Raw genomic sequence first — 23,261 nt, 5'->3', positions numbered from 1 at the left:
ACATCCGCGATCAGCGCAGGAAGGCCAGGAGGCTGAGCGAGCGGAGCCGGGCGGTGATCTGGTAGGCGGCTTCCAGCTGGGTCTGGACGGTGTTGAGGCGGGCGGCCGTCTCGAACTCGTCCACCCCTTCCAGGTCGGCGATGCGCTGCTCGGTGATGGCGAGCCTGAGGTCGGTCTCCTTGCCGGCGGCCTTGGCCATCGCCTCGGACCGGCCGAGATCGGCCACGTGGGCGGTGACGCCGGCGATGCCGGCGCCGAGCCGCGCGATCGCCCCGTCGAGGACGGCGCCGCTGGCGGTCTCCGACAGGAAGCCGAGGTCGAACGTCGCCACCATGGCGTAGGCGGCGACGAGGTCGCGCACAGCCTGGCTGTTGGCCGAGACCGACGTCGCGACGGAAAGATCCTGGGTGACCCGGACGATCGGCGCCGTGTCGGAGGCGGACGACCAGTTCGCCTTCCAGCCGGCGTCGTCGAAGAGGCTCGTGTAGGCCCCGTCGATGAAGGCCGTCATCGTGGCCCCGTCCGCCGCCTGGGCCGCGGCGCCGCCGGGCCCGCCCGGGAAGGCGGTGCCGAAGGCGTTGAGCACCGCCTGCTGGGGCGCCGGCACCGGCGTGCCGTGGTAGGCGGCCATGGGGGCCGTGCCGGTGTCGATGCCGGCGAAGAGATAGTCGCCGTCGAACGTCTGGTTGAGGCGCGCGACCAGGTCGTCCAGGCGGATCTTCGCCTCGCCGGCAAGCTCCGCCCGGCCGCCGCCGCCACCCCGAAGGGCGAGCAGCGCCGACTGGAACTCGCGGGCGCCGTCAAGCACCGTCTTCAGGCCGACCTGCGCGAGGGCGATGCGCGAGGTGGCGAGCCGGGTGGTGGTCTGCTGCCCCTCGAGCATGGACGTGGCGTGACGCAGGGACACGGATTCGCCGGCCTGATGGCCGAGCGACAGGCCGGGGTCGAACACCCGGCCGGTCGTCATCTCGGACTTCAGCTCGTTGAGCGAGCGGGTCTGCTGGGCGATGGAGAGGCGCATCGCCTCGGACATGGAGCGGTTGGAAATGGACGGAGTGGCCATGGATCACCGTACGGTTGCCAGGAGATCGTCAAAGAGGCGGTCGACGGCGCCGAGCAGCTTGGCGGACGCCCCGTAGGCGTGCTCGATCTCCAGCATGCGCTGGAGTTCCTCGTCGAGGTTCACCCCGGTGCGGTTGGAGAGCGCCTGGGTGGTGCGGGAAAGAACCACGGCGCCCTGCTCGGCGGCCGCGGCGCCCACCTTGCGGCGGGCCTCCAGCCACGACACGGTGGCGGCGGTGAGCCCCTTGACCGAACTGCTCGCCACCTCCACGGCCGCCGGATCGAAGGCACGGCTCGTGCCGATCTCGTCCACCAGATGGTGGAGCCGGTCGGTGTAGCCGGCCTCGGCGGCCGTGTTGAGCACATAGGCGGCGCCCGCCATGCCGCCGTCGCGGATCATCTCGACCGAACCGCCGGCGGCGGGATCGGCCGCCGGGTTGAGCCGGAGGTCGCCGGCAAGCCCGACCTGGCGGACGCCGGCGGCGGGCACGCCGGGACCGCCCGACCAGGTGAAGAGGCCGGCCTGATCCGGCAGGGCCGTGGCGGTCTCGCGGAAGGTGTCGACGAGGCCGCGGGCGATCTCGTCGAGGTGCGCCTGGAAGGCGGGCGCCACCTGGTCGCGGATCGCCGCGAGCCCGGCGATGCGGCCGCCGGACAGAAGCGTCTTCGCCCCGTCGCCCGTGACCGCGACCCCGTCCACGGTGACCGCCGCGCCGGCCATGCCGGGCACGTAGGTGGCGGTCCGCGTCATGGTGACGGTGCGCGGGTAGGTCTCGAACAGCATGGCGCCGCTGTCGGCGAACAGGACGAGGTCGTTGTTCTCCCGCCGCAGCACCCGGACGCCGATCTCCTCGGAGAGCGACAGGAGCACCGCGTCGCGGGCGTCCTCCGCGTCCGTGGTGTCGGCGCCGACGAGGGTGCCCTGCACCACCTCGGTGTTGCGCCGGCCAAAGTCGGCGAGGAGGCTGTTGACCCGGTCGACCGAGGCCCCGAGCGCCGCGTCGGTGTCGGCGCGCAGACGGTCGACCGTGGTGGATGCCTGGTTGATGGTGCGGACGAGGGCGCGCGCCTTCTCCAGCGTGTCGCGGGCGCTCGCCGTGTCGGACGGGCGGGCGGCCTGGAGCTGCAGGGCGGCGGTGAGGTCGGCGAGCCGGGCGGCGGGCGAGATGCGGTCCTCCGCCTCGCCGACGGTCTGCTTGAGGACGGTCATGCTCTCGTCGACGGCCTTGGCGGCGGCGTCGGCCGCGGTGGCGATCGTGAGATCGTTGAAGAGCGCCGCGTCCTGCGCTCTCACGATGCCGTCCACCCGCACCCCGCTGGTCTCGCGGCCAGACATCGGGTTGGAGAGAAGGACGGTCTTGCGCGAGAAGCCGGGCTGGTTGGCGCCGGCGATGTTGCGCGCGTTGACCGAGACTTCCGTCTGCCGGGCGAGGAGGGCGGACGTGGCGACCTTGAAGGCGCTGGAGAGGCTCATCGTCGGATCCGATCGCTCAGCGCTTCAGGTTGACGAGTTCGGTGAGGATCTCGGCGCCGGTCTGGAACACCTTGGAGTTGGCCGTGTAGCTGCGCTGGGCCTCGATCATCTCGGTGAGCTCGCTGGCAAGGTCCACGTTGGACTGCTCCAGGGCGCCGGACGCGATGGTGCCGAGGCCGGACGTTCCGGCCGTACCCACCTGGAGAGCGCCGCTCTCCTGGTTGAGCGCGTAGACGTTGCCGCTGAGGGCGGTGAGCTTGCTGGGCGCCGCCACCTTGGCGAGGGCGATCTGGAACAGCTCCCGCACGGCGCCGCTGTCATAGATGGCGGTGAGAGTGCCGTCGGGGGCGATCTTGGTCTCGCGGAGCTTGGCCGGCGCGCTGCCGTCGGCGACGGCCCGGCGGACCTCGAACGCGGCGGCGAGCTGGGTGGTGGAGGTGAGGTCCAGGGTGGCGGTGTTGCCGTCCGGCACCGGTACGGAAAGCGTGCCGCCCGCCGTGAGGGCGCCGTTGGCGTCGAACGTGAGGGTGCCGGTCTGGAGCGCCGGCGACGCATAGGGGAAGGTGCCGGTCGCCGGCCGGTCGGCGGCGTCGAAGACGGCCACCTCCCAGGTGCTGGCCGCCGTCTTGGTGTAGAAGACGTCGAGGGTCTTCGGCGCGCCGAGAAGGTCGTAGACGGCCAGCGAAGTCTTCGACGAGAAGGTGGAGGTGGCCAGGTTCGACCCGGCCGGGACCGCCTCGATGGCGGCGGCGGAGGCAAGGTTCGCCGACAGGGTGGCGGTGGTGGTCGGCACGGCGGAGAGATTCACCTCGGTGACCGCCACCGGGACGAGGCCCGCCGCGCTGTTGGCCGCGGTCGCGCCGTTCGGCGGCGCGCCGAGCAGCTTGTAGCCGGCGGCGTTGACGAGCTCGCCGCTGGCGTTCGGCACGAAGGAGCCGGCGCGGGTCAGATAGGCGGTGCCGGCGTCGTCGGCGACGATGAAGAAGCCGGCGCCGTCGATGGCAAGGTCGGTGGTGGACTTGGTGAAGCGCATGGATCCGGCGGTGTCCACCGCCCGGATGACGCTGGTCTGGACCGCGCCGCTGTCGTAGTCGCCGCCGGCGGAGCCGAGCACTAGGGAGGAGAACTCCACCGACGAGCGCTTGTAGCCGGTGGTGCTGGTGTTGGCGATGTTGTCGGCGACGGTGCCGAGCTTGTTGGCCTGGGCATTCATGCCGGACACGCCGGTGCGGAGGACGCTGTTGAGGCTCATGGACTGCTCCGATCTGCTGCTGGGCCCATCACGCCCCAGCGAGCTTGTGCGAGGCTTTTCCCCGGCCGTGCCGAGGGCCGGGCCGGACCAGATCACCGGCCGCGGCGGCGGGCGGCGAACGGACACGCCAAAGCGGCGGCGCAGGGCCGGCGCGTCGGGCGGGATGCGGGATAGGGGCGATGGGGGGTGGAACGAGGGGCCGATCAGGCGACCGGCGTCGGCCGCCGGGCGGCCTTCAGGGCGCGGACGAAGCGGTCCACCTGGGCGGGGCCGCCGACGGCGTGCTCGGTGTCGAACATCAGCGCCCGGACGGAGACGCCGGCGTCGAACGTGCCGAGGCTCGCCCGGAAGGCCAGGAAGACGCCGTCGCGCTGGAACTCCAGGTCGAAGTGCATCACCGGCGTCCGGCCCCAGGCGATCTCCAGCGCGCAGGACCACGCATAGGCGACGGCACGCGCGCGGAAGAAGAGCTCCGCCGACGAGACGATCAGATCCTCGATGTTGGAATGGGACTGGGCGAGCACCAGTTCGGCGAGGGCGTCGGCGTCGACCCGGCGAAGCTCGGCGAGAACACCGACCATGTGTTCGGCCAGGTGGCGTTCGAACAGGGAGAGCGGAACGGCGCCGGGGTGCGGCGGGGGATCGGGTCGGACGTCGGTTGGCATGCTGCGGCAGTCTCTTGGGTGGGCCGGGTCACGCGCCGTTCCGGCAGTGCACGTGGTAGATGACCTCCGCCACGGCCCGGTAGAAGGCGGGCGGGATCATCTGGTCGATCTCGGTGCCCTTGTGGAGCGACCGGGCGAGCGCGACGTTCTCCACGATCGGGATCCCGTTCGCCTCGGCGATGGAGCGGATCTTCAGGGCGATCAGGTCCTGGCCCTTGGCAAGCACCAGGGGTGCGCCGCCCTCCTCCTGCAGGTAGCGGAGGGCCACCGCGTAGTGGGTGGGGTTGGTGATCACCACGGTGGCGCGCGGCACCTGATCCATCATGCGCCGGCGCGACCGGTCGCGGGCGAGCGATCGCTGCCGCGCCTTCAGGATCGGGTCGCCCTCGGCCTGCTTGAACTCGTCCTTGAGATCCTGGCGGCTCATCATCAGGTTCGACCGCCACGCCATGCGCGAGCGGATGAGGTCGATCGCCATGATGACCACGGTGACCGCCGTCACCACGCCGAGCAGGCGGACGGAGATGACGAGGATCAATTCGGGCAGCTCACCGGGGTCGGTCCGCATGGTCCTGACGATCCTGTCGTGATCGGTGGCAAGCTGCGCCGCCGTGACGGAGGCCACGGTGACGACCTTGAGGAGGGTGATGCCGAACTCCATCAGCCCGTGGCGGCCGAACAGGCGGCGCCAGCCGGCGACGGGCGACACGCGGTCGCGCTTGGGACGCACCCGCTCGCCGACGATGCGCGGCGGGTTCTGGGCGACGCTCGCCGCGATGCCGGCGACCGCCAGGATGGCGAACAGCGGCCCGATCGCGACGGCGACCGGGACGAGGATGGCCTTGAGGGCCGCCACCGTGTCCGCCCCGTTGCCGAGCGGCCGCAGGGCCGCCGCCGAGAAGGCGTCCGTCAGCGCCTCGGCCAGGGCGGGGGCAAGGCCCGGCAGCACCAGGCTGAGGTAGAGGGTGGTGCCGGCCAGGGTGGCGAGCACCGCCGCCTCCTTGGAAACCGGCACGTCGCCCTTCTCCACCGCGTCGGCGATGCGCTTCTCGGTCGGCTCCTCGGTCTTGCTGTCCCGATCCTGGCTCTCGGCCACCGATGCGCCCTCCCCTTCCGGCCGGCCTCACGCTGGCGCCGAGCGGGCCGCCTCAGTAGAAGGTGGCGCCGGCCTCCTCCTCGGCGTTGAGGTCGATGACCCCCTTGGCGCCGAGGTCGAGGGCAAGGTCCGTGATGGCGCGGCGGGCGTCGAGCACCTCCTTCTGGGTCGACGGCGCCCCGACGGCGAGCTCCGACTGGACCAGACGGCGGGTTCGCGCCGTGAGGGCGCCGAGGATAACCTCCCGGAAGGCCTCGTGCGTGCCCTTGAGGGCGAGCACCACCCGGTCGGACGGCACCTGGTCGAACACCATCATCAGCGACCGCGGGTTGAGCTTGATGATGTCGTCGAAGGTGAAGAGCAGGCCCTTCAGCACTTCGGCGGACTTCGGCCGCACGTCCGCGAGCGCGCCGAGCGCCTCCTCCATGTGGGTGCGCTCCATCTTGTTGAGGATGTCGGCCATGCGGGCGTGGGTGTCGGAGCCGCTGGTGCGGGCGAAGTTGAGGAGGAAGTCCTCGTGCAGCGTCACCTCCACCTGCCGCACCACCGATTCCACGATGGGCTTCAGGCTGATGATGCGCCGGGTGAGGGCGTTGCGCCGCTCCGTCGTCATCAGGCCCATGATGCGCGCCGAGGTGGACGGCAGGATCTTGGACAGGATGAAGGCGGCGGTCTGCGGGTGTTCCTTGTTGAGGTAGTTGGCCAGCACCTGCTCGGAGATCGCCGAGATCCGGTCCCAGATGCTGCGGTTGGAGTTGCCCATGACGTCGGACATGATTTCGTTGAGATCCTCCTCGCCAAGGACGCCCTTCAGCATCTTCTCCACCCCGTCGATGCTGCCCATCAGGCTGACGCCGTCGGAGAAGCGATCGAGGAATTCGTCGATCACCTTGTCGAGCTCGTGCGGCGGCACGTTGCCGAGCTCGGTGGCCGAGCGGGAGATCTTCAGGATGTCCTCCCGCTCGAACCGCTTGAGGAGGCGGGCCGCCGACGCCGGGCTGATGGCGAGGAGAAGGGCCGCCACCTTGTCGGGGCCGGCGAGGCGGTGCTGGCGGATCGGCGAGAGCGCGGCGGTGGCCGACATGGCGGGTCTCCGGTCAGAGGGTGCCGGCCGGGCCGGTCTGCGACACGATCTCGGTCAGCGACACGCCGAAGCGCGAGCTGTCGTCGTCGACGACCACGATCTCGCCGCGGGCCACCACCCGGCCGTTGACCAGGATGTCGACCAGTTCGCCGATGCGGTGGTTGAGCGGGATGACGGCGCCGCGGCTGAGCTTCATGAGCTGCGCCACCGGCATGGTAGCGGAGCCCAGCATCACCTGGATCTCAACCGGGATGCCGAGAACGGTGCCGAGATGCTGGTCGAGGCGCTCGCCGTCCTCCAGGAGCAGCGTCGAACCGTCGGCGGCGGCGGGCTCGGCCTTGGTCCGGCTGGAGCGGCTGGGAGTCTTCATCGTTCACCTGCAAGCGTTGGGTCGGCGTCGGCCGGACCGGAAGGGGCGATGCGGATCGGAGCCGGCCCCTGTCTTCGGGACAGGAAGGCGGGACCGGGAGGGCGGGGTCGTCAGGCCGTGCCGAGCGCCACGTCCTGGACGGACATGCCGTCCGGCGTGACCACGTTCTCGATCTGCAGCGTGTACATGCCGTCCGACTGGCCGAGCTGGCACTGGAACAGGGACTGGCGGTTGCAGTCGATGCGGACCATGGAGCGCGGCGTCGCGCTCAGCTCGATCACGTCCCCCACCTTGAAGCGGGCCACGTCGGCGAGCGTCATCATGCGCTCGTCCAGGATGGCGTCCAGCCGGACCGCGGAGCGCTGCACCTCGGTCTGCAGCTGGCGCGACCACTTCTGGTCGCCGTTGGAGGATTCGCCGGAGGCCACCCGGGCCAGCATGTGGCGGAAGGGCGTCAGCACCGACTGCGGGATGAGCACGAAGAGCTCGCCGCCGCGGCCGAGGGCTTGGAGGAGGAGGCTCGCCACCACGGCCGGGTTGTTGCGCCGGCCGAGGACGGCGAAGTCCATGCGGGTCTCGATCCGCTCCACCTTGAAGGTGACCGCCATGATGGCGCCGAACGCCACCTGCATGGCCTGCGCGCCCTCGTCGAACAGCATGCGGGCGAGCCGCATCTCGATGTTGGAGAAGGCGCGGTCCTCCTCGTGCGGCGGCTCGGTGCCGTCGGCGCCGAGGAGCACGTCCACCATGCTGAAGAGGAAGTCGCGGTCGAAGCCGAGCAGCAGCCGGGCGTCGAGCTCGGGCGAGTAGATCACCGCCACGATGGCGGTGGATTCGTAGGTCTCCAGCGTGTCGCCGATCCGGTCGTTGCGGATGATGCTGACCGAGATGTAGGGCGGCGTGGCGGACAGCTGGCGCAGGCTTTCGGCGAACTGGCTGGCCAGCCGGTCGAAGATCACGTTCAGCATCGGCAGGCGGTCGACCGAGACGCCGCCGGCGTCCAGCAACCGCTCCTGGCCGCTCAAGGAACTGCTCGACATGGGGTCTCTCCTGTCAGGCGGCCTCGGCCAGGACGGCCGGGTTTTCGAAGCTGGCGTTGACGGACTTCTCCTCCACGTCGTCGATGGTCGGGCGCTCGGACGTGGAGATCATCTTGCGGCCGTATTCGAGGGCCGTCTGCGGCGCGGCGCCGTTCATGAAGGCGATCAGCGTCTGCTTGACGATGGCGAAGCGGCGGATGTTCTTTTCGCGGACATACTTGATCTTGAACGCCAAAGGCGCGACCAGCGAATAGCTGAGGAAGATGCCGAGGAAGGTGCCGACGAGGGCCGCGGCAATCAGCGAGCCGAGCACCTCCGGCGACTGGTCGATGGCGCCCATGGCCTTGATGACGCCGAGCACCGCCGCCACGATCCCGAGGGCCGGCAGGCCGTCCGCGATGGAGGAAAGCGCCTGGTAGGGCTTCATCTGGTCGCGCGTGACGCTGGCGATGTCCTCGTCCATCAGCGCTTCGATCTCGAACGGCCGCACGTTGCCGATCGTGATCAGGCGGAAGTAGTCGCAGATGAAGACGACCATCTCCCTGTCCTTCATGATCTTCGGATGCGCCTTGAAGATGTCCGAGTCCGTCGGGTTCTCGATGTGCTTTTCGATCTCGTTGCGCCCCTTCGACTTCATCTCGCGCATCAAGGTGAAGAGCAGCGCGAACAGGGCCAGGTAGTAGTCCTGCTTGGGCGCGGCGTTGGAGAAGGCCTGGCCGAGGCCGACCATGGTGTCCTTGATGGTCTTCATGGAGTTGGCCATGATGAAGATGCCGCTGGCGACACCGCCGAGGATGAGAAGTTCGAACGGCTGGATCAGCACTTCCACATGGCCGCCCATGGCCATGAATCCGCCGATCAGCGAAGCGAGCGACACGACAAGTCCGATGATGATGCTCACGCCGGATCCTCCGGAAATCCGCCGCACGGGGCGGAGGGCGTTTGGACGGGACCCTAGGCGCGCTGGCTTGCGCGGGCCTTGACGCCCGGCCGGGGCCCGGCAGCCGCGGGACTTCGTGTCTCCACGAGACGTCGCGCGCCCACCCGCGACGCCCCCCACGCCCGGAGGGATCGACCGTCGCCGGTAGCGGCAGCCCGGAAAGCCCGGCGCAAGGCTCGCGGGGCAAGCTCCTGCCGCTGGACGGGCCGACGCCGGCCGGATCGGTACGACCGGTCGGGCGCGCCCGGCCAGTCATCGGGGAGCGACGTCCGATCGACCTGGCGACCTCGCCCGGTCCGGCACCCCGGCCCGGAGGTGCGCCATGGTGGATACGAGCTTTCGCTACCGGATGATCGTCCGCGACCTGGACCGGCAGGCCGAGCGGCAGGCGGCCGCCGCCACCGCGCCGTCCGCCGAGGACAAGGCCCGCCAGATCGGCGCCGAGACCGCCTACTACAAGCAGCGGGCGGCCTCGATCACCAGCGTCGACGCGCTCCTGGCCGACGAGCGGATGCTCGGGATCGTGCTGAAGGCGTTCGATCTGGAGCACGCCGCGGGGGCGAAGGGCCTCCTTCGCCGGGTGCTCACCGAGGGCCCGCGGGCGCTCGACGAAAACAAGCCGTCGGCCGCCCAGACGATCGACGACCAGCGTTACCTGGCGCTTTCGGCCGCCCTCGATTTCCCGGTGTTCAAGGGCTACACGCTGGTCAACACGAGCGTCAGCCAGGCGGTGCTCTCGCGCTATCGGGCGGCGGTGGAGCGGCAGGCGCCGCCGGCGCCGAATGTCGCGCTCGCCGTGGATCGGCGCACCGAGATGAACCCGAAGGTCCAGCGGGAGACCGCCTTCTACCTCGCCAACGTGGACAAGATCGGCTCCATCGAGGACTTCCTGAAGAGCGGCCGGGTCTTCAACTACGCCATGCGGGCCTTCGGCCTGGAGGACATGATCGGCTCCAAGGGCATCATCCGCAAAGTGTTGCAGAGCGACCTCGCGGACCCGGCGAGCTTCGCCCGGCGCCTTTCGGACGAGCGGTTCCGGGCCCTTGCCACCGCTTTCAATTTTCGCGAACTCGGCGAGGACGCCACCCGGCTCTCCACCGTGCGCGGCCCGGTGGTGGATGCCTACAAGCGGCAGGTGATGGAAATCAACGCCGGCGACGAGGACGAGGGCGTGCGCCTGGCGCTCAACTTCCGGCGCAGCATCGCCACCATGGCCCTGCCGACGACCGCCACCGGGCTCACCGACGAGGCCGTGAAGGCCAACAACATCATGAAGTTCCTGGCCGAGCCGGCGCTCGCCACGGTGGTCCGCACGGCCGTCGGGCTTTCCGCCGACACCGCCCGCAGCAGTCTCGACGGCCAGGTGCGCGCGCTCGCCGGCAAGTTCGACCCGGCGACCCTGCAGCGCGACACGCGGGCGCTCGACGCCTTCGTCAACCGCTTCGTCGCGCGGTGGAGCGTCAGCGACGCCGGCGCGTCCAGCGGCCCGACGAGCCCGGCCCTGGCGCTCTTCACCAACGAAACCGGCGCCGCGACGGAGAGCCTCCTGCTCTCCCTGCAATCGCTGCGCCTTGGAGGACGCTGACCCATGTCGGTCGCAAGCTATATCGCGCTCTCCGGCCAGATGGCCCTGGAGCGGCGCATGGTCACCATCGCCAACAACATGGCCAACATCAACACGGTCGGCTTCAAGTCCGACGCCGTGCGCTTCGAGGCCGTCCTCAAAGGCCAGGGCGACAATCAGGTCGACTATGTGAGCGAGGGCGACATCTTCATCGATCGCGCCGAAGGGGGCCTCAACCCGACCGGCAACGAACTGGACGTGGCCATCACGGGCAACGCCTGGCTCGGGGTCCAGACGCCGAACGGTCTCGTCTACACCCGCGACGGCCGCTTCAAGCTGGACGCCGCCGGCGGCCTGGTGACGCTGCTCGGCCATCCGGTGGTGGACGCCGGCGGCCAGCGGATCGAGATCGACCCGGCGGGCGGGCCGCCGACCATCGGCAGCCAGGGGCAGATCCTCCAGGCCGGGCAGCGCACCGGGTCCATCGGCCTCTTCCAACTACCGGCGGACGCGGTGCTGACCCGGTCGGAGAATTCCGCGGTGGTGTCCGACCAGCCCGGACAGCCGGTGACGGATTTCGCCGGCATCAGCGTGCACCAGGGCTTCGTGGAGACCTCCAACGTCTCGCCCGTGCTGGAGATGACCCGTCTGATCATGGTCCAGCGCGCCTTCGAGGCCGCCGCCTCGGCGCTGGAAACCGCCGAGTCCACCCAGGGCCGCGTGGTACGTGAACTGGGCGCCGCCTCGTGACCGGCGCGCCGGCCGGCCACCTCGGCCGCCTCGCCGACGCCATGACAGCCATGGCGGCGGAACCCGCGCTCTCGATCTCCGGGCGGGTGGTGGACGTGCGCCCGTCCTCGTTCACGGTGGCGGGCGTCTCCCGCTTCGTGCGGCTGCAGGAGCGGCTCGGCTGCGCGATCGGCGACCGCGTGGCCGCCGGCGAGGTGGTGCGGATCGACGCGGGCGTGGCGGTGGTCAAGCCGTTCGACACCCGCATCGACGTGCGCATCGGCGACCCGGTCCACCGGCTGGGCGACCTTCGGATCCACCCCGACCCGTCCTGGCGCGGCCGCATCCTCGACGTCTTCGCGGCGCCGCTGGACGGCCTCGGGCCGCTCTCCGTCGGCGCCGAAGCCCGCGCGCTGCGAGCAGCCCCGCCGGCCGCGGTGCACCGCGAGCGGGTGCAGGAGCCGGTCCGGACGGGCCTTCGGGTGATCGACCTCTTCACGCCGCTCTGCGCCGGCCAGCGGATCGGCGTCTTCGCCGGCTCCGGCGTCGGCAAGACGACGCTCCTGTCCATGCTGGCGGCGGCCGCCTCGTTCGACACCATCGTGGTGGCCCTCGTCGGCGAGCGCGGCCGGGAGGTGCGCGAGTTCGTGGAGGACGCGCTCGCCTTGAACCGCGACCGGGCCGTGGCGATCGTCTCCACGGCGGACGAGAGCCCCATGCGCCGCCGGCTCGCCGCCGCCACCGCCATGACGGTGGCGGAATACTTCCGCGACCGGGGCGAGCGGGTGCTCCTCGTCGTCGACAGCGCCACCCGCTTCGCCCACGCCGCCCGCGACGTGGCGCTCGCCGCCGGCGAGCCGCCGGTGAGCCGGGGCTATCCGCCGAGCGTCTTCACCGAACTGCCCCTCCTGATGGAGCGGGCCGGCCCGGGCGGTCCGGGCGCGGGCTCGATCACGGCGGTGATCTCGGTGCTGGTCGACGGCGACGACCACAACGACCCGGTCGCGGACGCCATCCGGGGCATTCTCGACGGCCACATCGTGCTCGACCGGGCGATCGCCGAGGCCGGCCGGTTTCCGGCCGTGAACGTGCTGAAGTCGGTGTCGCGCCTTTCGGCCAAGGCCCGCACGGTGGACGAGCAGAAGCTCGCCACGCGCCTGCGCGGCCTGATCGCCCGCTACGAGGACAGCCGCGACCTCCGCGCCATGGGGGCTTATACGCCCGGCAACGATCCGGACCTCGACCAGGCCCTGGCCTTGGTGCCGCGCCTCTACGACGCGCTCAATCCGGCCCCGTCGGACCCGCCCTCGACGGACGCCTACCGGGAGCTCGCGGCCGCGCTCACCTGAGCGCCGCCGGCCGTGCCGGTGCTCGGGCCGGTTGGGTCAAAGGCGCGGGCAAACCAGGGGATGGCCGGGGGAGCGGGCGGGCCAGCCTCGGACAAGGTGGTGCCGCCATAGTGCCCGCAGATGAGACCGGTGAGGCGAGGCGATGGAGCCCATATTTCTCTTCAAGCTCGGGTTCGAGAAGCTCTCGTGGCTCTCCACCCGCCAGGCGGCGGTCGCCGAGAACGTGGCGAACGCCAACACGCCGGGCTTCCGCGCCCTGGAGATCGAGCCCTTCAGCGAGGAGTTGCGGCGCTACCGGCTGAAGATGGCCGTGACCCGGCCGCTCCACATGACCGGCGGCCGGTCCGGCGTGGAGGAGGACGTGAGCGCCGACACGAGCGCCTGGGCGGTGTCGGCGTCGGGCAACTCGGTCTCGCTGGAGCAGGAGATGATCAAGCAGGCCCGGGTCGCCGAGGAGCAGAACCTCGCCACCGCGTCGATGCGCACCTTCCACCGCATGCTGCTCATGACCACCCGAGGCTGACCGATGCAGGATCCGCTCAACGCCACCATGCAGATCGCCGCCCACGGGCTTCGGGCGCAGTCGACGCGCCTGCGCGTGGTTTCGGAGAACCTCGCCAACGCCCAGTCGACCGGCACGACCCCCGGCAGCGACCCCTACCGGCGCAAGATGATCTCGTTCACCAACGAGTTCGACCGCCTCGTCCAGGCGAACCTCGTCCGGGTCGGCGACATCGGCCGCGACCCGGAGCCGTTCCAGCGGGTGCACAACCCCGGACACCCGGCCGCCGACACGGACGGCTACGTCAAGCTTCCCAACGTCAACCCGCTGTTGGAGCTCGCCGACATGCGCGAGGCCAACCGCACCTTCGAGGCCAATCTGGAGGTCATGAAACAGGCGCGCACGATGACGATGCGCATCATCGACCTCATGAGGAGTGGATCATGATCGAATCCGTGATGAAGGTATTCCGCCAGCTGTCCGGCACCGTGGGCCAGGCGGCCCCCGTGCAGACACCGGGCGCGCCGCAGGCCAGCTTCGGCGAGGTGTTCCGCGAGGTGGCGAGCGCGGCCTACGACCAGCTGCGCACCGCCGAGAGCGTCAGCCTCGCCGGTCTCAACGGCAAGGCCTCGGCCCAGGAGGTGACGCAGGCCGTGATGGCCGCCGAACTCACCCTCCAGACCGGCGTCGCCGTGCGCGACCGGGCGATCGCCGCCTACCAGGACATCACCCGGATGCCGATCTGAGGAGCCTTGACCGATGAGATCCCTGGCCATCGCGGCGACGGGCATGGCGGCCCAGCAGACCAACGTCGAGGTCATCGCCAACAACATCGCCAACATCAACACCACCGCCTTCAAGCGGGCGCAGGCGGAGTTCTCCGACCTGATCTACCAGACCGAACGCCTCCAGGGCGTGCCGAACGGGGGCGCCGAGGGGGAGGTGCCGGAGGGCGCGCAGATCGGCCTCGGCACCCGCACGGTGGCGATCCGCACCTTGCACCGGCAAGGCTCGCTCGCCCAGACCGACAACCCGCTGGACCTTGCCCTCGACGGGCGCGGCTGGTTCCAGGTGGTCGGCCCCAACGCGGAGATGCTCTACAGCCGCGCCGGCACCTTCAACACCAACGACGCCGGCCAGGTGGTGACCGCGGACGGCTATGTGGTGGACCCGGCCATCACGGTGCCGCCCGACGCGGTGGGCGTGACCGTGAACGAGACCGGCCGCGTGTTCGCCCGCTACGGCGACGGCCGGGTGCCGCTGGAGCTCGGCCAGTTCAACCTCGCGGTCTTCATCAACGACACGGGCCTGGAGGCCCTCGGCGGCAATCTCTTCCGCGAGACCGGCGCCTCCGGCGCGCCCATCGCGGGCTTCGGCGGCGACCCCGGCTTCGGACGGGTGCGCCAGGGCTTCAAGGAGGCCTCCAATGTCGACCCGGTGAAGGAGATCACCGAACTCATCGCCGCCCAGCGCGCCTACGAGATGAACTCGAAGGTGATCCAGGCATCCGACGAAATGGCCGGGGTCGTCAGCAAGGGTCTGCGCTGACCGCCGGAGGAGAAACGCCGATGATCGGCCTGTTGAACACCGCGGTGCGCGGCGCCGCGACGCTGCTGATGCTGGGCGTGCCGGCGCTCGCCGACGAGCCGCTCACCCTGCCGGTGCCCCGCCTCGTCATCTATCCGGGCGAGGTGATCACCGAGGACATGCTGGACAACGGCCTGTTCGCCGCCCTGGTGGCCGAGCGGGACCCGGTCGCCCGCTCGCCCGACGACGTGGTCGGCCGGGCGGCCAAGCGGATGCTCCTGCCGAACCGGCCGATCCCGATGCGCTCCACCGCCGCCGCCACGGTGATCGCACGCGGCGCCACCGTGACCGTGGTCCTGGTCGACGGCGGCCTGCAGATCTCCACCCCGGCCCAGAGCCTGGAGAGCGGCGCGGCCGGTGACATGATCCGGGTGCGCAACCTCGACAGCGGCGTGGTGGTGAGCGGCACGGTCGGCCAGGACGGCATCGTGCGGATCGGCATCAACTGATGCGCGCCGCCCTCGCCCTCCTCCTCGGCCTCGTGGCGACCGGACCGGCGGACGCCTCCCGCATCAAGGACATCACCCAGGTGCAGGGCGTCCGCTCCAACCAGCTCGTCGGCTTCGGCCTGGTGGTCGGCCTGAAGGGCACCGGCGACGGCATCCGCAACGTGCCGTTCGCCGGCCAGGCGCTGCAGTCCATGCTGGACCGCATGGGCGTCAACGTGCGCGACGCGCAGCTGCGGACGAAGAACGTGGCGGCCGTCACCGTGACGGCCGAACTGCCGGCCTTCGCCGGCCCGGGCACCCGGGTGGACGTGTCGGTCTCCTCCCTCGGCGACGCCTCGTCGCTGCAGGGCGGCACCCTGATCGCGACGCCCCTCGTCGGTCTCGACGACCAGGTCTACGCCATGGCCCAGGGCCCCGTCGCGGTCGGCGGCTTCGTCGCCGAGGGCGAGGCGGAGACCGTGTCGCAAGGGGTGGCGACGAGCGGCCGGGTGGCCAACGGGGCGATCGTGGAGCGATCCGTGCCGGACCGTTTCCTCGACCTGCCGGCGCTGACGCTGGAGCTGCGCAACCCGGACTTCGCCACCGCGGCCCGCATCGCCGACGCCATCAACCTCCACACCCGGCGGGTCTACGGCGGCAACATGGCCATCGACCGCGACCTCCGCTCGGTGGCGCTGCAGATCCCGCCGGGCGTTTCGGCGAGCCGCTTCGTGGCGGAGATCGAACTTCTGCAGGTGGACGCCGACACGCCGGCCCGCATCGTCATCGACGAGCGAACGGGGACGGTGGTGATCGGCGCCAACGTGCAGGTGTCGCCGGTGGCGGTGACGCACGGGGCGCTCACCGTGCGGGTGACGGAGACGCCCATGGTGTCCCAGCCGGCGCCGTTCAGCGACGGGGTGACCGAAGTGGTGCCGCGCACCTTCGTGGACGTGGACGAGGCCGGGGGCCAGATCGCCTTCGTCAACGGCACCGACCTGCGCACCCTCGTCTCCGGCCTCAACCGCATCGGTCTGAAGCCGAACGGCATCATCGCCATCCTCCAGGCCATCAAGTCGGCCGGCGCCCTCCAGGCGGACCTGGTGGTGCAGTGACCGAACGCGGGCGACCCCATGCCCCTCGCGCAGGCGCCCTTCCCAACCGGAGCCCTTGACCCATGCGACAGAAGAGAGCCGACCGCCGGCCCGCCGGCCGCGGGCCAACCATCCGCGCCGCCGGCGTGGCGCTCGCGGTGTTCGTCGGCGCTGGCCTCGGCGGGGCCGCGCCGACCCTTGCGGCCGACGAGGCGGGCGCCGTGGAAGCGCGCGACTTCTGCCTGCGCAACGGCCGCGGCGCCGACGACATCCGCCGGGAGCTCCAGATCCGCCGGCTGATCCTCGCCGAGCAGCGCATCGAGGCGCGCATCACCGCCCTCAAGGCCGCCACCGACGAGGCCAGGGGCTGGCTCGCCAAGCGGCACGAACTCCTCGGCCGCGCCGACGAGAAGCTGGTGGCGATCTACAGCCGGATGCGGCCGGACGCCGCCGCCGCCCAACTCTCCACCCTCGGCAACGACCTGGCCGTCGCCATCCTGATGAAGCTGCCGCCGCGCGCGGTGGGGCCGATCATGAACGAGATGGACACGACGCGCGCCGGCGTGTTGGCGACCGCGGTCGCCAAGCTCCGGCGCGAGGACGACCGGGCCCGGGAGAACAACTCGTGAGCCGCCCCCTCGGCCCCGGCCTCGCGCTCGCGGCGAGCCTGGCGCTCGCCGGCTGCCAGACGGACCGGCAGATCGGCAAGGAGCCGGCTCTCTCGCCGGTCGGCACCGGCTTCGCGCTTGCCCGCCACGACATGCCCGCCCCGGTGGAGGCGGCGGGCCTGCGCTCGTTCAACTCCCTCTGGACGCGGCGCGGCCAGGACTTCTTCACCGACAGCCGCGCCCGCCAGGTGGGCGACGTGGTGACGGTGAACATCTCCATCGACGACCGCGCCACCCTGGACAACGCCTCCAACCGGGAGCGCAGCGGCGACAGCAAGTTCGGCCTCGACTTCCTGTTCGGCAACGACATCGGTGAGGTGGGCGCCAACGGCGAGGTCAATCTCAGCGGCAGCAGCCGGTCGCGCGGCAAGGGCTCGGTGGACCGGTCCGAGGAGATCAAGCTCTCCATGGCGGCGACGGTTGTGGAGGTGCTGCCGGCGGACAACCTTTTGATCTCCGGCGTGCAGGAGGTGCGGGTGAACGCCGAGATGCGGGTGCTCCAGCTCTCCGGCATCGTGCGCGCCCGCGACATCAAGTCGGACAACACCATCGCCTACGACAAGATCGCCGAGGCGCGCATCTCCTACGGCGGCCGCGGCCGGCTGAGCGAGGTGCAGCAGCCGGCGGTCGGCCAGCAGATCTTCGACACCCTGTCCCCCTACTGAGGGCATCTCCCATGGCAACGGCAAGCGGCGCATCGGACGGCAAGGGCATGGGCCTGATGGCCGTCGTCTGGCTGGTGGTGCTGTCGCTCTCGGCGGCAGGCGCCGGGGTGGGCTCCAGCCTCTACCTGATCGAGTTCGCCAAGACCGAACTCGCCAAGCAGCAGCGCGAGGAGCGCGAGAAGACCCAACTGCCGACGACCTTCGGCACGGACAGCCGGCTGGTCCGCCTGCAGCCCATCATCGCCAACCTGAAGGCGCCCCAGAACGCCTGGATCCGGCTGGAGACCAGCCTGCTGCTGGAGGGGCCGCCGGAGAGCGGTTCGGCCGCCCAGGCGGTGATCGAAAGCGACTTTCTGACCTTCGTGCGCACCCTGTCGCTGCAGGACATCCAGGGCGCGGTCGGCCTCGCCGGTCTCAAGGAAGACCTGGAGATCCGGGCGGCCGCCAAGTCCGGCGGACTGGTGCGCGAGGTGGTCGTGCATGCCCTGGTGATCCAATGAGGACCGATCCCATGCCCCGCAATCCGTTGCCGGCCGCCGTCCCGGCGGACGCCGCCCCTGCGCCGGCCCGGTTCTGGACGCGCCGGCTCGCCGCCGCGGGTGCCGCCCTCGGGCTCGCCGGCGCGATGCTCGGCCTCACCGCCGCGACGGCGTCGGCCCAGGCGTTCGACCTCTCCGACGTGCTGCCGCCGGGCGAGGGCTCGGTGGCCGGGCGGCTCGTCCAGGTGATGGCGCTCGTCACCGTGCTCTCCCTGGCGCCCGGCATCCTCGTCATGGTGACGAGCTTCACCCGCTTCGTGATCGCCTTCTCGTTCCTGCGCTCCGGCCTCGGCCTGCCGAGCACGCCGTCGAACCTGATCCTGATCAGCCTCGCCCTCTTCATGACCGCCTACGTGATGCAGCCGACCTTCCAGGCGGCCTGGCGGGACGGGTTGCAGCCGCTGCTGGAGAACCGCATCGACGAGGAGGAGGCGTTCGGCAAGATCGTCGATCCCTTCCGGGCCTTCATGCTGGCGCACGTGCGCGAGAAGGACCTCGCGCTCTTCCAGGACCTGCAATACGGCCCCGGCGTGGAGGGACCACCGCCCGGCAGCGAGGCCAACCCGTCGCTGACCGTGCTCATCCCGGCCTTCATGGTGTCGGAACTCCGGCGCGGCTTCGAGATCGGCTTTCTCATCGCCCTGCCCTTCCTGGTGATCGACCTGATCGTCGCCACCATGGTGATGTCCATGGGCATGATGATGATGCCGCCCGCGGTGGTGGCGCTGCCCTTCAAGGTGCTCTTCTTCGTGCTGATCGACGGGTGGAACATCCTTATCGCCGGGTTGGTGCGCTCCTACTGGTAGCCCATGGGCAGCCGCGCCAGGAAGCGCCAGCCTCACGCAAGGCTGGCAGCCTAGGGTGGCAACCAAGACACGAGCCGGCGACGGCGCCACACCCATCCTACGGCGACAGACCGGCAACGAACGGACCAGACCAATGCCGAGCCTCCTGACCAACGCCGCCGCCCAGATCGCCCTTCAGACGCTTGCCAGCACCGACCGGGCGCTGGAGGCGTCGGTCCGGCGGACGTCCAGCGGCTACGCGATCGAGACGGCGGCCGACAACGCGAGCTACTGGTCGATCGCCACCACCATGCGCGCCGAGACCGGTGCCCTGTCGTCGATCGCCGACGCCCTCGGCCTGGCGGCCGCCCGTGTGGACGCGCAGGCGATCGCCCTCGACGCGAGCGTCAAGCTTCTCACCGAGATCAAGGGGAAGCTGATGATCGCCCGCACCGTCGGGGTGGACCGCGCGCGGGTGCAGAGCGACATCACGCAGTTGCAGCTGCAGCTCGCCGCCACGGCAACCGTCGCCGCCGACGGCGACCCGTGGCTGTCGGTGGACAGCGGCGCGCCGGGCTTCGACAGCACCCGCCGCATCCTCAGCGGCACCGGCCGGGATCCGGTCACGGGCGCCTTCGAGCTGCAGTTCGTGACCGTGGACCTCGACCAGCTGAAGCTGTTCGACCCGCAGTCGCCGGGCGGCCCCGCCCTCGGGATTCTCGACCGGCCGCGCACCCATCCGCTGCCGATCGGCGACACGGCCGCCGTCGCCACCCTCGACATCAGCGGGTTCACGGACGCGCCGGCGGACCTTGCGGTCCTCGACAACTATCTCTCGATCGTGGAGGCGACGCTCGTCGACATCACGGAGGCCGGGTCCATCCTCGGATCCACCGAGATGCGCGTCGACATGCAGAGCACCTTCGTCGACTTCCTGAAGGCCACGCTGGACGAGGTGACGACCGGCCTGGTGGCCGCCGACATGGAGGCGGAGTCCACGCGCCAGAAGGCGCTGCAGGTCCGCCAGCAACTGACCCTGGAATCGCTGACCATCGCCAACGGAGCGCCGCAGACGCTCCTGGCGCTGTTCACCGAGCGCTGACGCCGACGGTCGCGCAAGCGACCGGGCCGGCCGTCCCACGATCCCGGGCCTTCCGCCCGCCGCCTCAAGGCGGCGGTCAGGCCCACCGACGGAACGGGCAGGCGCCGACCGGCGCTCCCGTCGGCATGACGCCGCACCGTCGGACCGGTACCTCACCGCAATCCGGTATGCGATCTTCCCTTCGCCAAGGATAACCTGCCATGGGCAGCCTGCTGACCAATGCCTCCGCGCAAACCGCGCTGCAGAACCTCGCCGCCATCTCCCGTTCGATGGACACGGTGCAGAACCGCATCTCCACCGGCCTCAAGGTCGACACCGCCGCCGACAACGCCGCCTACTGGTCGATCGCCACCACCATGCGGTCCGACAACATGGCGCTCGGGGCCATCAAGGACGCGCTCGGCCTCGGCGGCGCCACCGTCGACGTGCAGTACACGGCGCTGAACGCGACCGTGGACATCGTCAAGGAGATCAAGGCCAAGCTGGTGGCCGCGGCGCAGCCGGGCATCGACCGCTCCAAGATCCAGGCCGATATCACCCAGCTCCAGGGCCAGCTCTCCACCATCGCCACCTCGGCCATGTTCAACGGCCAGAACTGGCTCTCGGTGGACAGCAGCGCGGCGGGCTACAGCGCCAACAAGCAGGTGCTGTCGTCCTTCATCCGCACCTCCACCGGTGCGGTGTCGGTGCAGACCATCACGGTCGACATCACCGACGTCAGCCTCTACGACGCCAGCGTCACCCCTGGTGCGGACGGCATCCTGGACAAGGACGTGACGGTCGGCGGCACCACCGTGTCGATGGCCACCATCAACATCACGGCGCTGACCGATTCCGCCGCCGACATGACGACGCTGGCCGAGACCACCTCCATCGTGGAGCTTCAGCTCGGCGCCATCACGGCGGCGGCCACCCAGCTCGGTTCGGCCAAGAAGCGCATCCAGCTGCAGCAGACCTTCGTGAAGGCGCTGATGGACGCCTTCGACCGCGGCATCGGTCAGCTGGTGGACGCCGACCTCGACGCGGAATCCACCCGCCTCAAGGCCATCCAGGTGCAGCAGCAGCTGGGCGTCCAGGCGCTTCAGATCGCCAACGGCAACAGCCAGAACATCCTGGCGCTCTTCCGCAACTGATCGAAACCCGCGCGTCCACGCCGGTGGACGCGCGGGTTTCCCCGCTGCCGTCGGAGCCGCGTAACGGTTCCGCAACGGCTCATCGCTAGGGTGACGGCACGATGGTCGTTCCGGATTGCCTGTTGGGCCCGGGACGAAGGCATGATGCCGCTTCCCTCGTGCCGGTAGTGTTCAATCCGGTATGTCCCCTTCTGTTTTGCGTCAAGGGACATACATCTCCATGGCAAGTCTTCTCACCAATGCGTCCGCCCAGACGGCGCTGCAGACCCTGTCGTCCATCGCCAAGTCGATGGACGTGGTTCAGAGCCGCGTCTCCACCGGCCTGAAGGTGGGCGAAGCGGCCGACAACGCCGCCTACTGGTCGATCGCCACCACCATGCGTTCCGACACGGCCGCCCTCGCCACCGTGAAGGACGCCCTCGGTCTCGGCGCTGCCACCGTCGACGTGCAGTACACGGCCCTCAATGCCACCGTGGGCATCATGACGGAGATCAAGGCCAAGCTCGTCGCCGCGGCCCAGCCGGGCGTCGACCGCACCAAGATCCAGGCCGACATCACCCAGCTGCAGGGCCAGCTCTCCACCGTCGCCAACTCGTCCATCTTCAACGGCCAGAACTGGCTTTCGGTCGACAGCAGCGCGGCCGGCTACAGCGCCACCAAGCAGATCCTGTCGTCCTTCACCCGCTCGTCGGCGGGCGCCGTCTCGGTGCAGACCATCACGGTCGACATTACCAACGTGGCGCTCTTCGACTCCGGCGCGGGCGACGGCATCCTGGACGTTGACGTGACCTCGGGCGGCACCACCGCCAACGTCTCCACCATCAACATTTCGGCGCTGACCGATTCCGCCGCCGATATGACCACGCTGGCGGAGAACACCTCCATCGTGGAGACCCAGCTCGCCGCCATCACGGCCGCCGCCACCCAGCTCGGCTCGGCCAAGAAGCGCATCGACCTGCAGAAGACCTTCGTCACCTCGCTGATCGACGCCTTCGACCGCGGCATCGGCCAGCTGGTGGACGCCGACCTCGACGCGGAATCCACCCGCCTCAAGGCCATACAGGTCCAGCAGCAGCTCGGCATCCAGGCTCTGCAGATCGCCAACGGCAACACGCAGAACATCCTGTCGCTGTTCCGCTGATCCGGCGGAAGCCGCTTCACACCATCTCCGGCCGCGCCCTCGCAAAGGGCGCGGCCGGTCCGCGTTTGGGGCGAGGCGCGGAGCGATCCGGCGGACGGCAAGCAAGAAAACGCATTTCGTCCGTCGCGCTTAACCTTGTGTCAAGCTTAACACCGGTAGGGTGACATCACGACGGACGCCCCAGCGAAGAGAAGCGGGCTCGAGGCATGAAGCCGCCTCCGTCGTGCCGGTAGTGACCAATCCGGTATGTCCCAAAGTGATTAAAATTCAGGGACATACATCTCATGGCAAGCCTTCTGACCAATGCCTCGGCGCAGACCGCGCTGCGCACCCTCTCCTCCATCGCCCAGTCCATGGACGTCGTCCAGAGCCGCGTCTCCACCGGCCTCAAGGTCGGCGAGGCGGCCGACAACGCCGCCTACTGGTCGATCGCCACCACCATGCGGTCCGACAACATGGCCCTCGGCGCGGTGAAGGAAGCCCTCGGCCTCGGCGCCGCCACCGTGGACGTGCAGTACACGGCGCTGAACGCGACCGTGGACATCGTCAAGGAGATGAAGGCCAAGCTCGTGGCCGCCGCCCAGCCGGGCATCGACCGCACCAAGATCCAGGCCGACATCACCCAGCTCCAGGGCCAGCTCTCCACCATCGCCAACTCGGCCATCTTCAACGGCCAGAACTGGCTTTCGGTCGACAGCAGCACGGCCGGCTACGGCGCCGTCAAGCAGATCCTGTCGTCCTTCATCCGCACGCCGGCCGGCGAAGTCTCGGTGCAGAACATCGGCATCGACATCACCAACATCGTCCTCTACGACGCCAACGGCAACGCCGGCATCCTGGACGGGGACGTGACGGTCGGCGGCACCACCGTGTCGCTGGCCACCATCGACATCTCGGCGCTGACCGACGAAGCCGCCGACATGACCACTCTGGCCGAAACGACCTCCATCCTGGAGCTTCAGTTCGCCGCCATCACGGCCGCCGCCACCCAG

At 70.1% G+C, this 23,261-nt stretch carries 26 protein-coding genes; 17 read left to right on the top strand and 9 right to left on the bottom strand.

The features are described 5' to 3' along the window. Positions 1-10 precede the first annotated feature (10 nt). From BUQ68_RS11800 to motA, 9 genes are all read right to left on the bottom strand, one after another. Entirely contained in the window at positions 11-1,063 is a 1,053-nt protein-coding gene (locus tag BUQ68_RS11800) for a flagellar hook-associated family protein (protein ID WP_075216180.1), read from the bottom strand. A gap of 3 nt (positions 1,064-1,066) precedes the next feature. After that, complete coding sequence (flgK, locus tag BUQ68_RS11795; protein ID WP_075216179.1) at positions 1,067-2,536, bottom strand: flagellar hook-associated protein FlgK; 1,470 nt, start codon at positions 2,534-2,536, stop codon at positions 1,067-1,069. A 16-nt stretch (positions 2,537-2,552) separates the two neighbouring features. Then, a complete protein-coding gene (locus BUQ68_RS11790) occupies positions 2,553-3,788 on the bottom strand; it encodes a flagellar hook protein FlgE (RefSeq protein WP_075216178.1) in 1,236 nt (411 codons plus the stop codon). Between the two features lie 203 nt (positions 3,789-3,991). Further along, positions 3,992-4,453, bottom strand: a complete 462-nt coding sequence (locus BUQ68_RS11785; RefSeq protein WP_075216177.1) for a hypothetical protein — start codon at positions 4,451-4,453, stop codon at positions 3,992-3,994. A 28-nt stretch (positions 4,454-4,481) separates the two neighbouring features. After that, the gene (locus BUQ68_RS11780; RefSeq protein ID WP_075216176.1) at positions 4,482-5,549 is read right to left on the bottom strand and encodes an EscU/YscU/HrcU family type III secretion system export apparatus switch protein; all 1,068 of its coding nucleotides are present in this window, start codon (positions 5,547-5,549) and stop codon (positions 4,482-4,484) included. A gap of 52 nt (positions 5,550-5,601) precedes the next feature. After that, positions 5,602-6,633, bottom strand: coding sequence for a flagellar motor switch protein FliG (locus tag BUQ68_RS11775; protein ID WP_075216175.1), 1,032 nt, complete (start codon positions 6,631-6,633; stop codon positions 5,602-5,604). Between the two features lie 13 nt (positions 6,634-6,646). Continuing rightward, positions 6,647-7,003, bottom strand: a complete 357-nt coding sequence (fliN, locus tag BUQ68_RS11770) for a flagellar motor switch protein FliN (RefSeq protein ID WP_075216174.1) — start codon at positions 7,001-7,003, stop codon at positions 6,647-6,649. A gap of 110 nt (positions 7,004-7,113) precedes the next feature. Further along, on the bottom strand, positions 7,114-8,043 hold the full coding sequence (locus BUQ68_RS11765) for a flagellar motor switch protein FliM (protein WP_075216173.1): 930 nt from the start codon (positions 8,041-8,043) through the stop codon (positions 7,114-7,116). A 13-nt stretch (positions 8,044-8,056) separates the two neighbouring features. Further along, positions 8,057-8,944: a flagellar motor stator protein MotA gene (motA, locus tag BUQ68_RS11760; protein ID WP_075216172.1), complete on the bottom strand. Its 888-nt coding sequence runs from the start codon at positions 8,942-8,944 to the stop codon at positions 8,057-8,059. A gap of 361 nt (positions 8,945-9,305) precedes the next feature. Between motA and BUQ68_RS11755 the strand changes: the two genes are divergently transcribed. The 17 genes from BUQ68_RS11755 to BUQ68_RS11675 form a co-directional block, all read left to right on the top strand. Then, positions 9,306-10,568: a DUF1217 domain-containing protein gene (locus tag BUQ68_RS11755; RefSeq protein WP_075216171.1), complete on the top strand. Its 1,263-nt coding sequence runs from the start codon at positions 9,306-9,308 to the stop codon at positions 10,566-10,568. A 3-nt stretch (positions 10,569-10,571) separates the two neighbouring features. Then, the gene (gene flgF, locus BUQ68_RS11750; RefSeq protein ID WP_075216170.1) at positions 10,572-11,297 is read left to right on the top strand and encodes a flagellar basal-body rod protein FlgF; all 726 of its coding nucleotides are present in this window, start codon (positions 10,572-10,574) and stop codon (positions 11,295-11,297) included. Between the two features lie 41 nt (positions 11,298-11,338). Beyond that, positions 11,339-12,625 (top strand): FliI/YscN family ATPase, encoded by a 1,287-nt coding sequence (locus BUQ68_RS11745; protein ID WP_075216357.1) that lies wholly within the window; start codon positions 11,339-11,341, stop codon positions 12,623-12,625. Positions 12,626-12,767: 142 nt separating this feature from the next. Further along, entirely contained in the window at positions 12,768-13,148 is a 381-nt protein-coding gene (locus BUQ68_RS11740) for a flagellar basal body protein (RefSeq protein ID WP_075216169.1), read from the top strand. A 3-nt stretch (positions 13,149-13,151) separates the two neighbouring features. Then, positions 13,152-13,574: a flagellar basal body rod protein FlgC gene (flgC, locus tag BUQ68_RS11735; protein WP_075216168.1), complete on the top strand. Its 423-nt coding sequence runs from the start codon at positions 13,152-13,154 to the stop codon at positions 13,572-13,574. Beyond that, the gene (gene fliE, locus BUQ68_RS11730; protein WP_075216167.1) at positions 13,571-13,873 is read left to right on the top strand and encodes a flagellar hook-basal body complex protein FliE; all 303 of its coding nucleotides are present in this window, start codon (positions 13,571-13,573) and stop codon (positions 13,871-13,873) included. The genes flgC and fliE overlap by 4 nt, the downstream gene beginning before the upstream one ends. A 13-nt stretch (positions 13,874-13,886) precedes the next feature. Continuing rightward, positions 13,887-14,675 carry a flagellar basal-body rod protein FlgG gene (gene flgG, locus BUQ68_RS11725; RefSeq protein WP_075216166.1) on the top strand — a complete coding sequence of 263 codons (789 nt, stop codon included), beginning with the start codon at positions 13,887-13,889 and terminating at the stop codon, positions 14,673-14,675. A gap of 20 nt (positions 14,676-14,695) precedes the next feature. Further along, positions 14,696-15,163, top strand: a complete 468-nt coding sequence (gene flgA / locus BUQ68_RS11720) for a flagellar basal body P-ring formation chaperone FlgA (RefSeq protein ID WP_075216165.1) — start codon at positions 14,696-14,698, stop codon at positions 15,161-15,163. Continuing rightward, the gene (locus BUQ68_RS11715; protein WP_075216164.1) at positions 15,163-16,257 is read left to right on the top strand and encodes a flagellar basal body P-ring protein FlgI; all 1,095 of its coding nucleotides are present in this window, start codon (positions 15,163-15,165) and stop codon (positions 16,255-16,257) included. Before flgA ends, BUQ68_RS11715 begins: the two co-directional genes overlap by 1 nt. 62 nt (positions 16,258-16,319) lie before the next feature. Continuing rightward, positions 16,320-16,865, top strand: coding sequence for a MotE family protein (locus BUQ68_RS23065; protein WP_075216163.1), 546 nt, complete (start codon positions 16,320-16,322; stop codon positions 16,863-16,865). Beyond that, complete coding sequence (gene flgH / locus BUQ68_RS11705; protein ID WP_075216162.1) at positions 16,862-17,569, top strand: flagellar basal body L-ring protein FlgH; 708 nt, start codon at positions 16,862-16,864, stop codon at positions 17,567-17,569. The genes BUQ68_RS23065 and flgH overlap by 4 nt, the downstream gene beginning before the upstream one ends. 11 nt (positions 17,570-17,580) lie before the next feature. Continuing rightward, positions 17,581-18,069, top strand: a complete 489-nt coding sequence (locus BUQ68_RS11700; RefSeq protein ID WP_083656518.1) for a flagellar basal body-associated FliL family protein — start codon at positions 17,581-17,583, stop codon at positions 18,067-18,069. Positions 18,070-18,194: 125 nt separating this feature from the next. After that, positions 18,195-18,914 (top strand): flagellar type III secretion system pore protein FliP, encoded by a 720-nt coding sequence (gene fliP / locus BUQ68_RS11695; RefSeq protein ID WP_075216355.1) that lies wholly within the window; start codon positions 18,195-18,197, stop codon positions 18,912-18,914. Between the two features lie 133 nt (positions 18,915-19,047). After that, positions 19,048-19,995, top strand: coding sequence for a flagellin N-terminal helical domain-containing protein (locus BUQ68_RS11690; protein ID WP_075216161.1), 948 nt, complete (start codon positions 19,048-19,050; stop codon positions 19,993-19,995). 200 nt (positions 19,996-20,195) lie between these two features. After that, positions 20,196-21,128 carry a flagellin N-terminal helical domain-containing protein gene (locus BUQ68_RS11685; protein WP_075216160.1) on the top strand — a complete coding sequence of 311 codons (933 nt, stop codon included), beginning with the start codon at positions 20,196-20,198 and terminating at the stop codon, positions 21,126-21,128. Between the two features lie 220 nt (positions 21,129-21,348). Further along, positions 21,349-22,269: a flagellin N-terminal helical domain-containing protein gene (locus BUQ68_RS11680; RefSeq protein WP_175577800.1), complete on the top strand. Its 921-nt coding sequence runs from the start codon at positions 21,349-21,351 to the stop codon at positions 22,267-22,269. 284 nt (positions 22,270-22,553) lie between these two features. Then, positions 22,554-23,261: flagellin N-terminal helical domain-containing protein (locus BUQ68_RS11675; RefSeq protein WP_075216159.1), on the top strand; the 708-nt coding region annotated here is incomplete at its 3' end.

This window comes from Mongoliimonas terrestris, assembly GCF_001927285.1.
GTDB classification, from domain to species: domain Bacteria; phylum Pseudomonadota; class Alphaproteobacteria; order Rhizobiales; family Pleomorphomonadaceae; genus Chthonobacter; species Chthonobacter terrestris.
The sequence above is the reverse complement of the archived record's forward strand: the minus strand, read 5'-3'. Positions and strand labels throughout refer to the sequence as shown.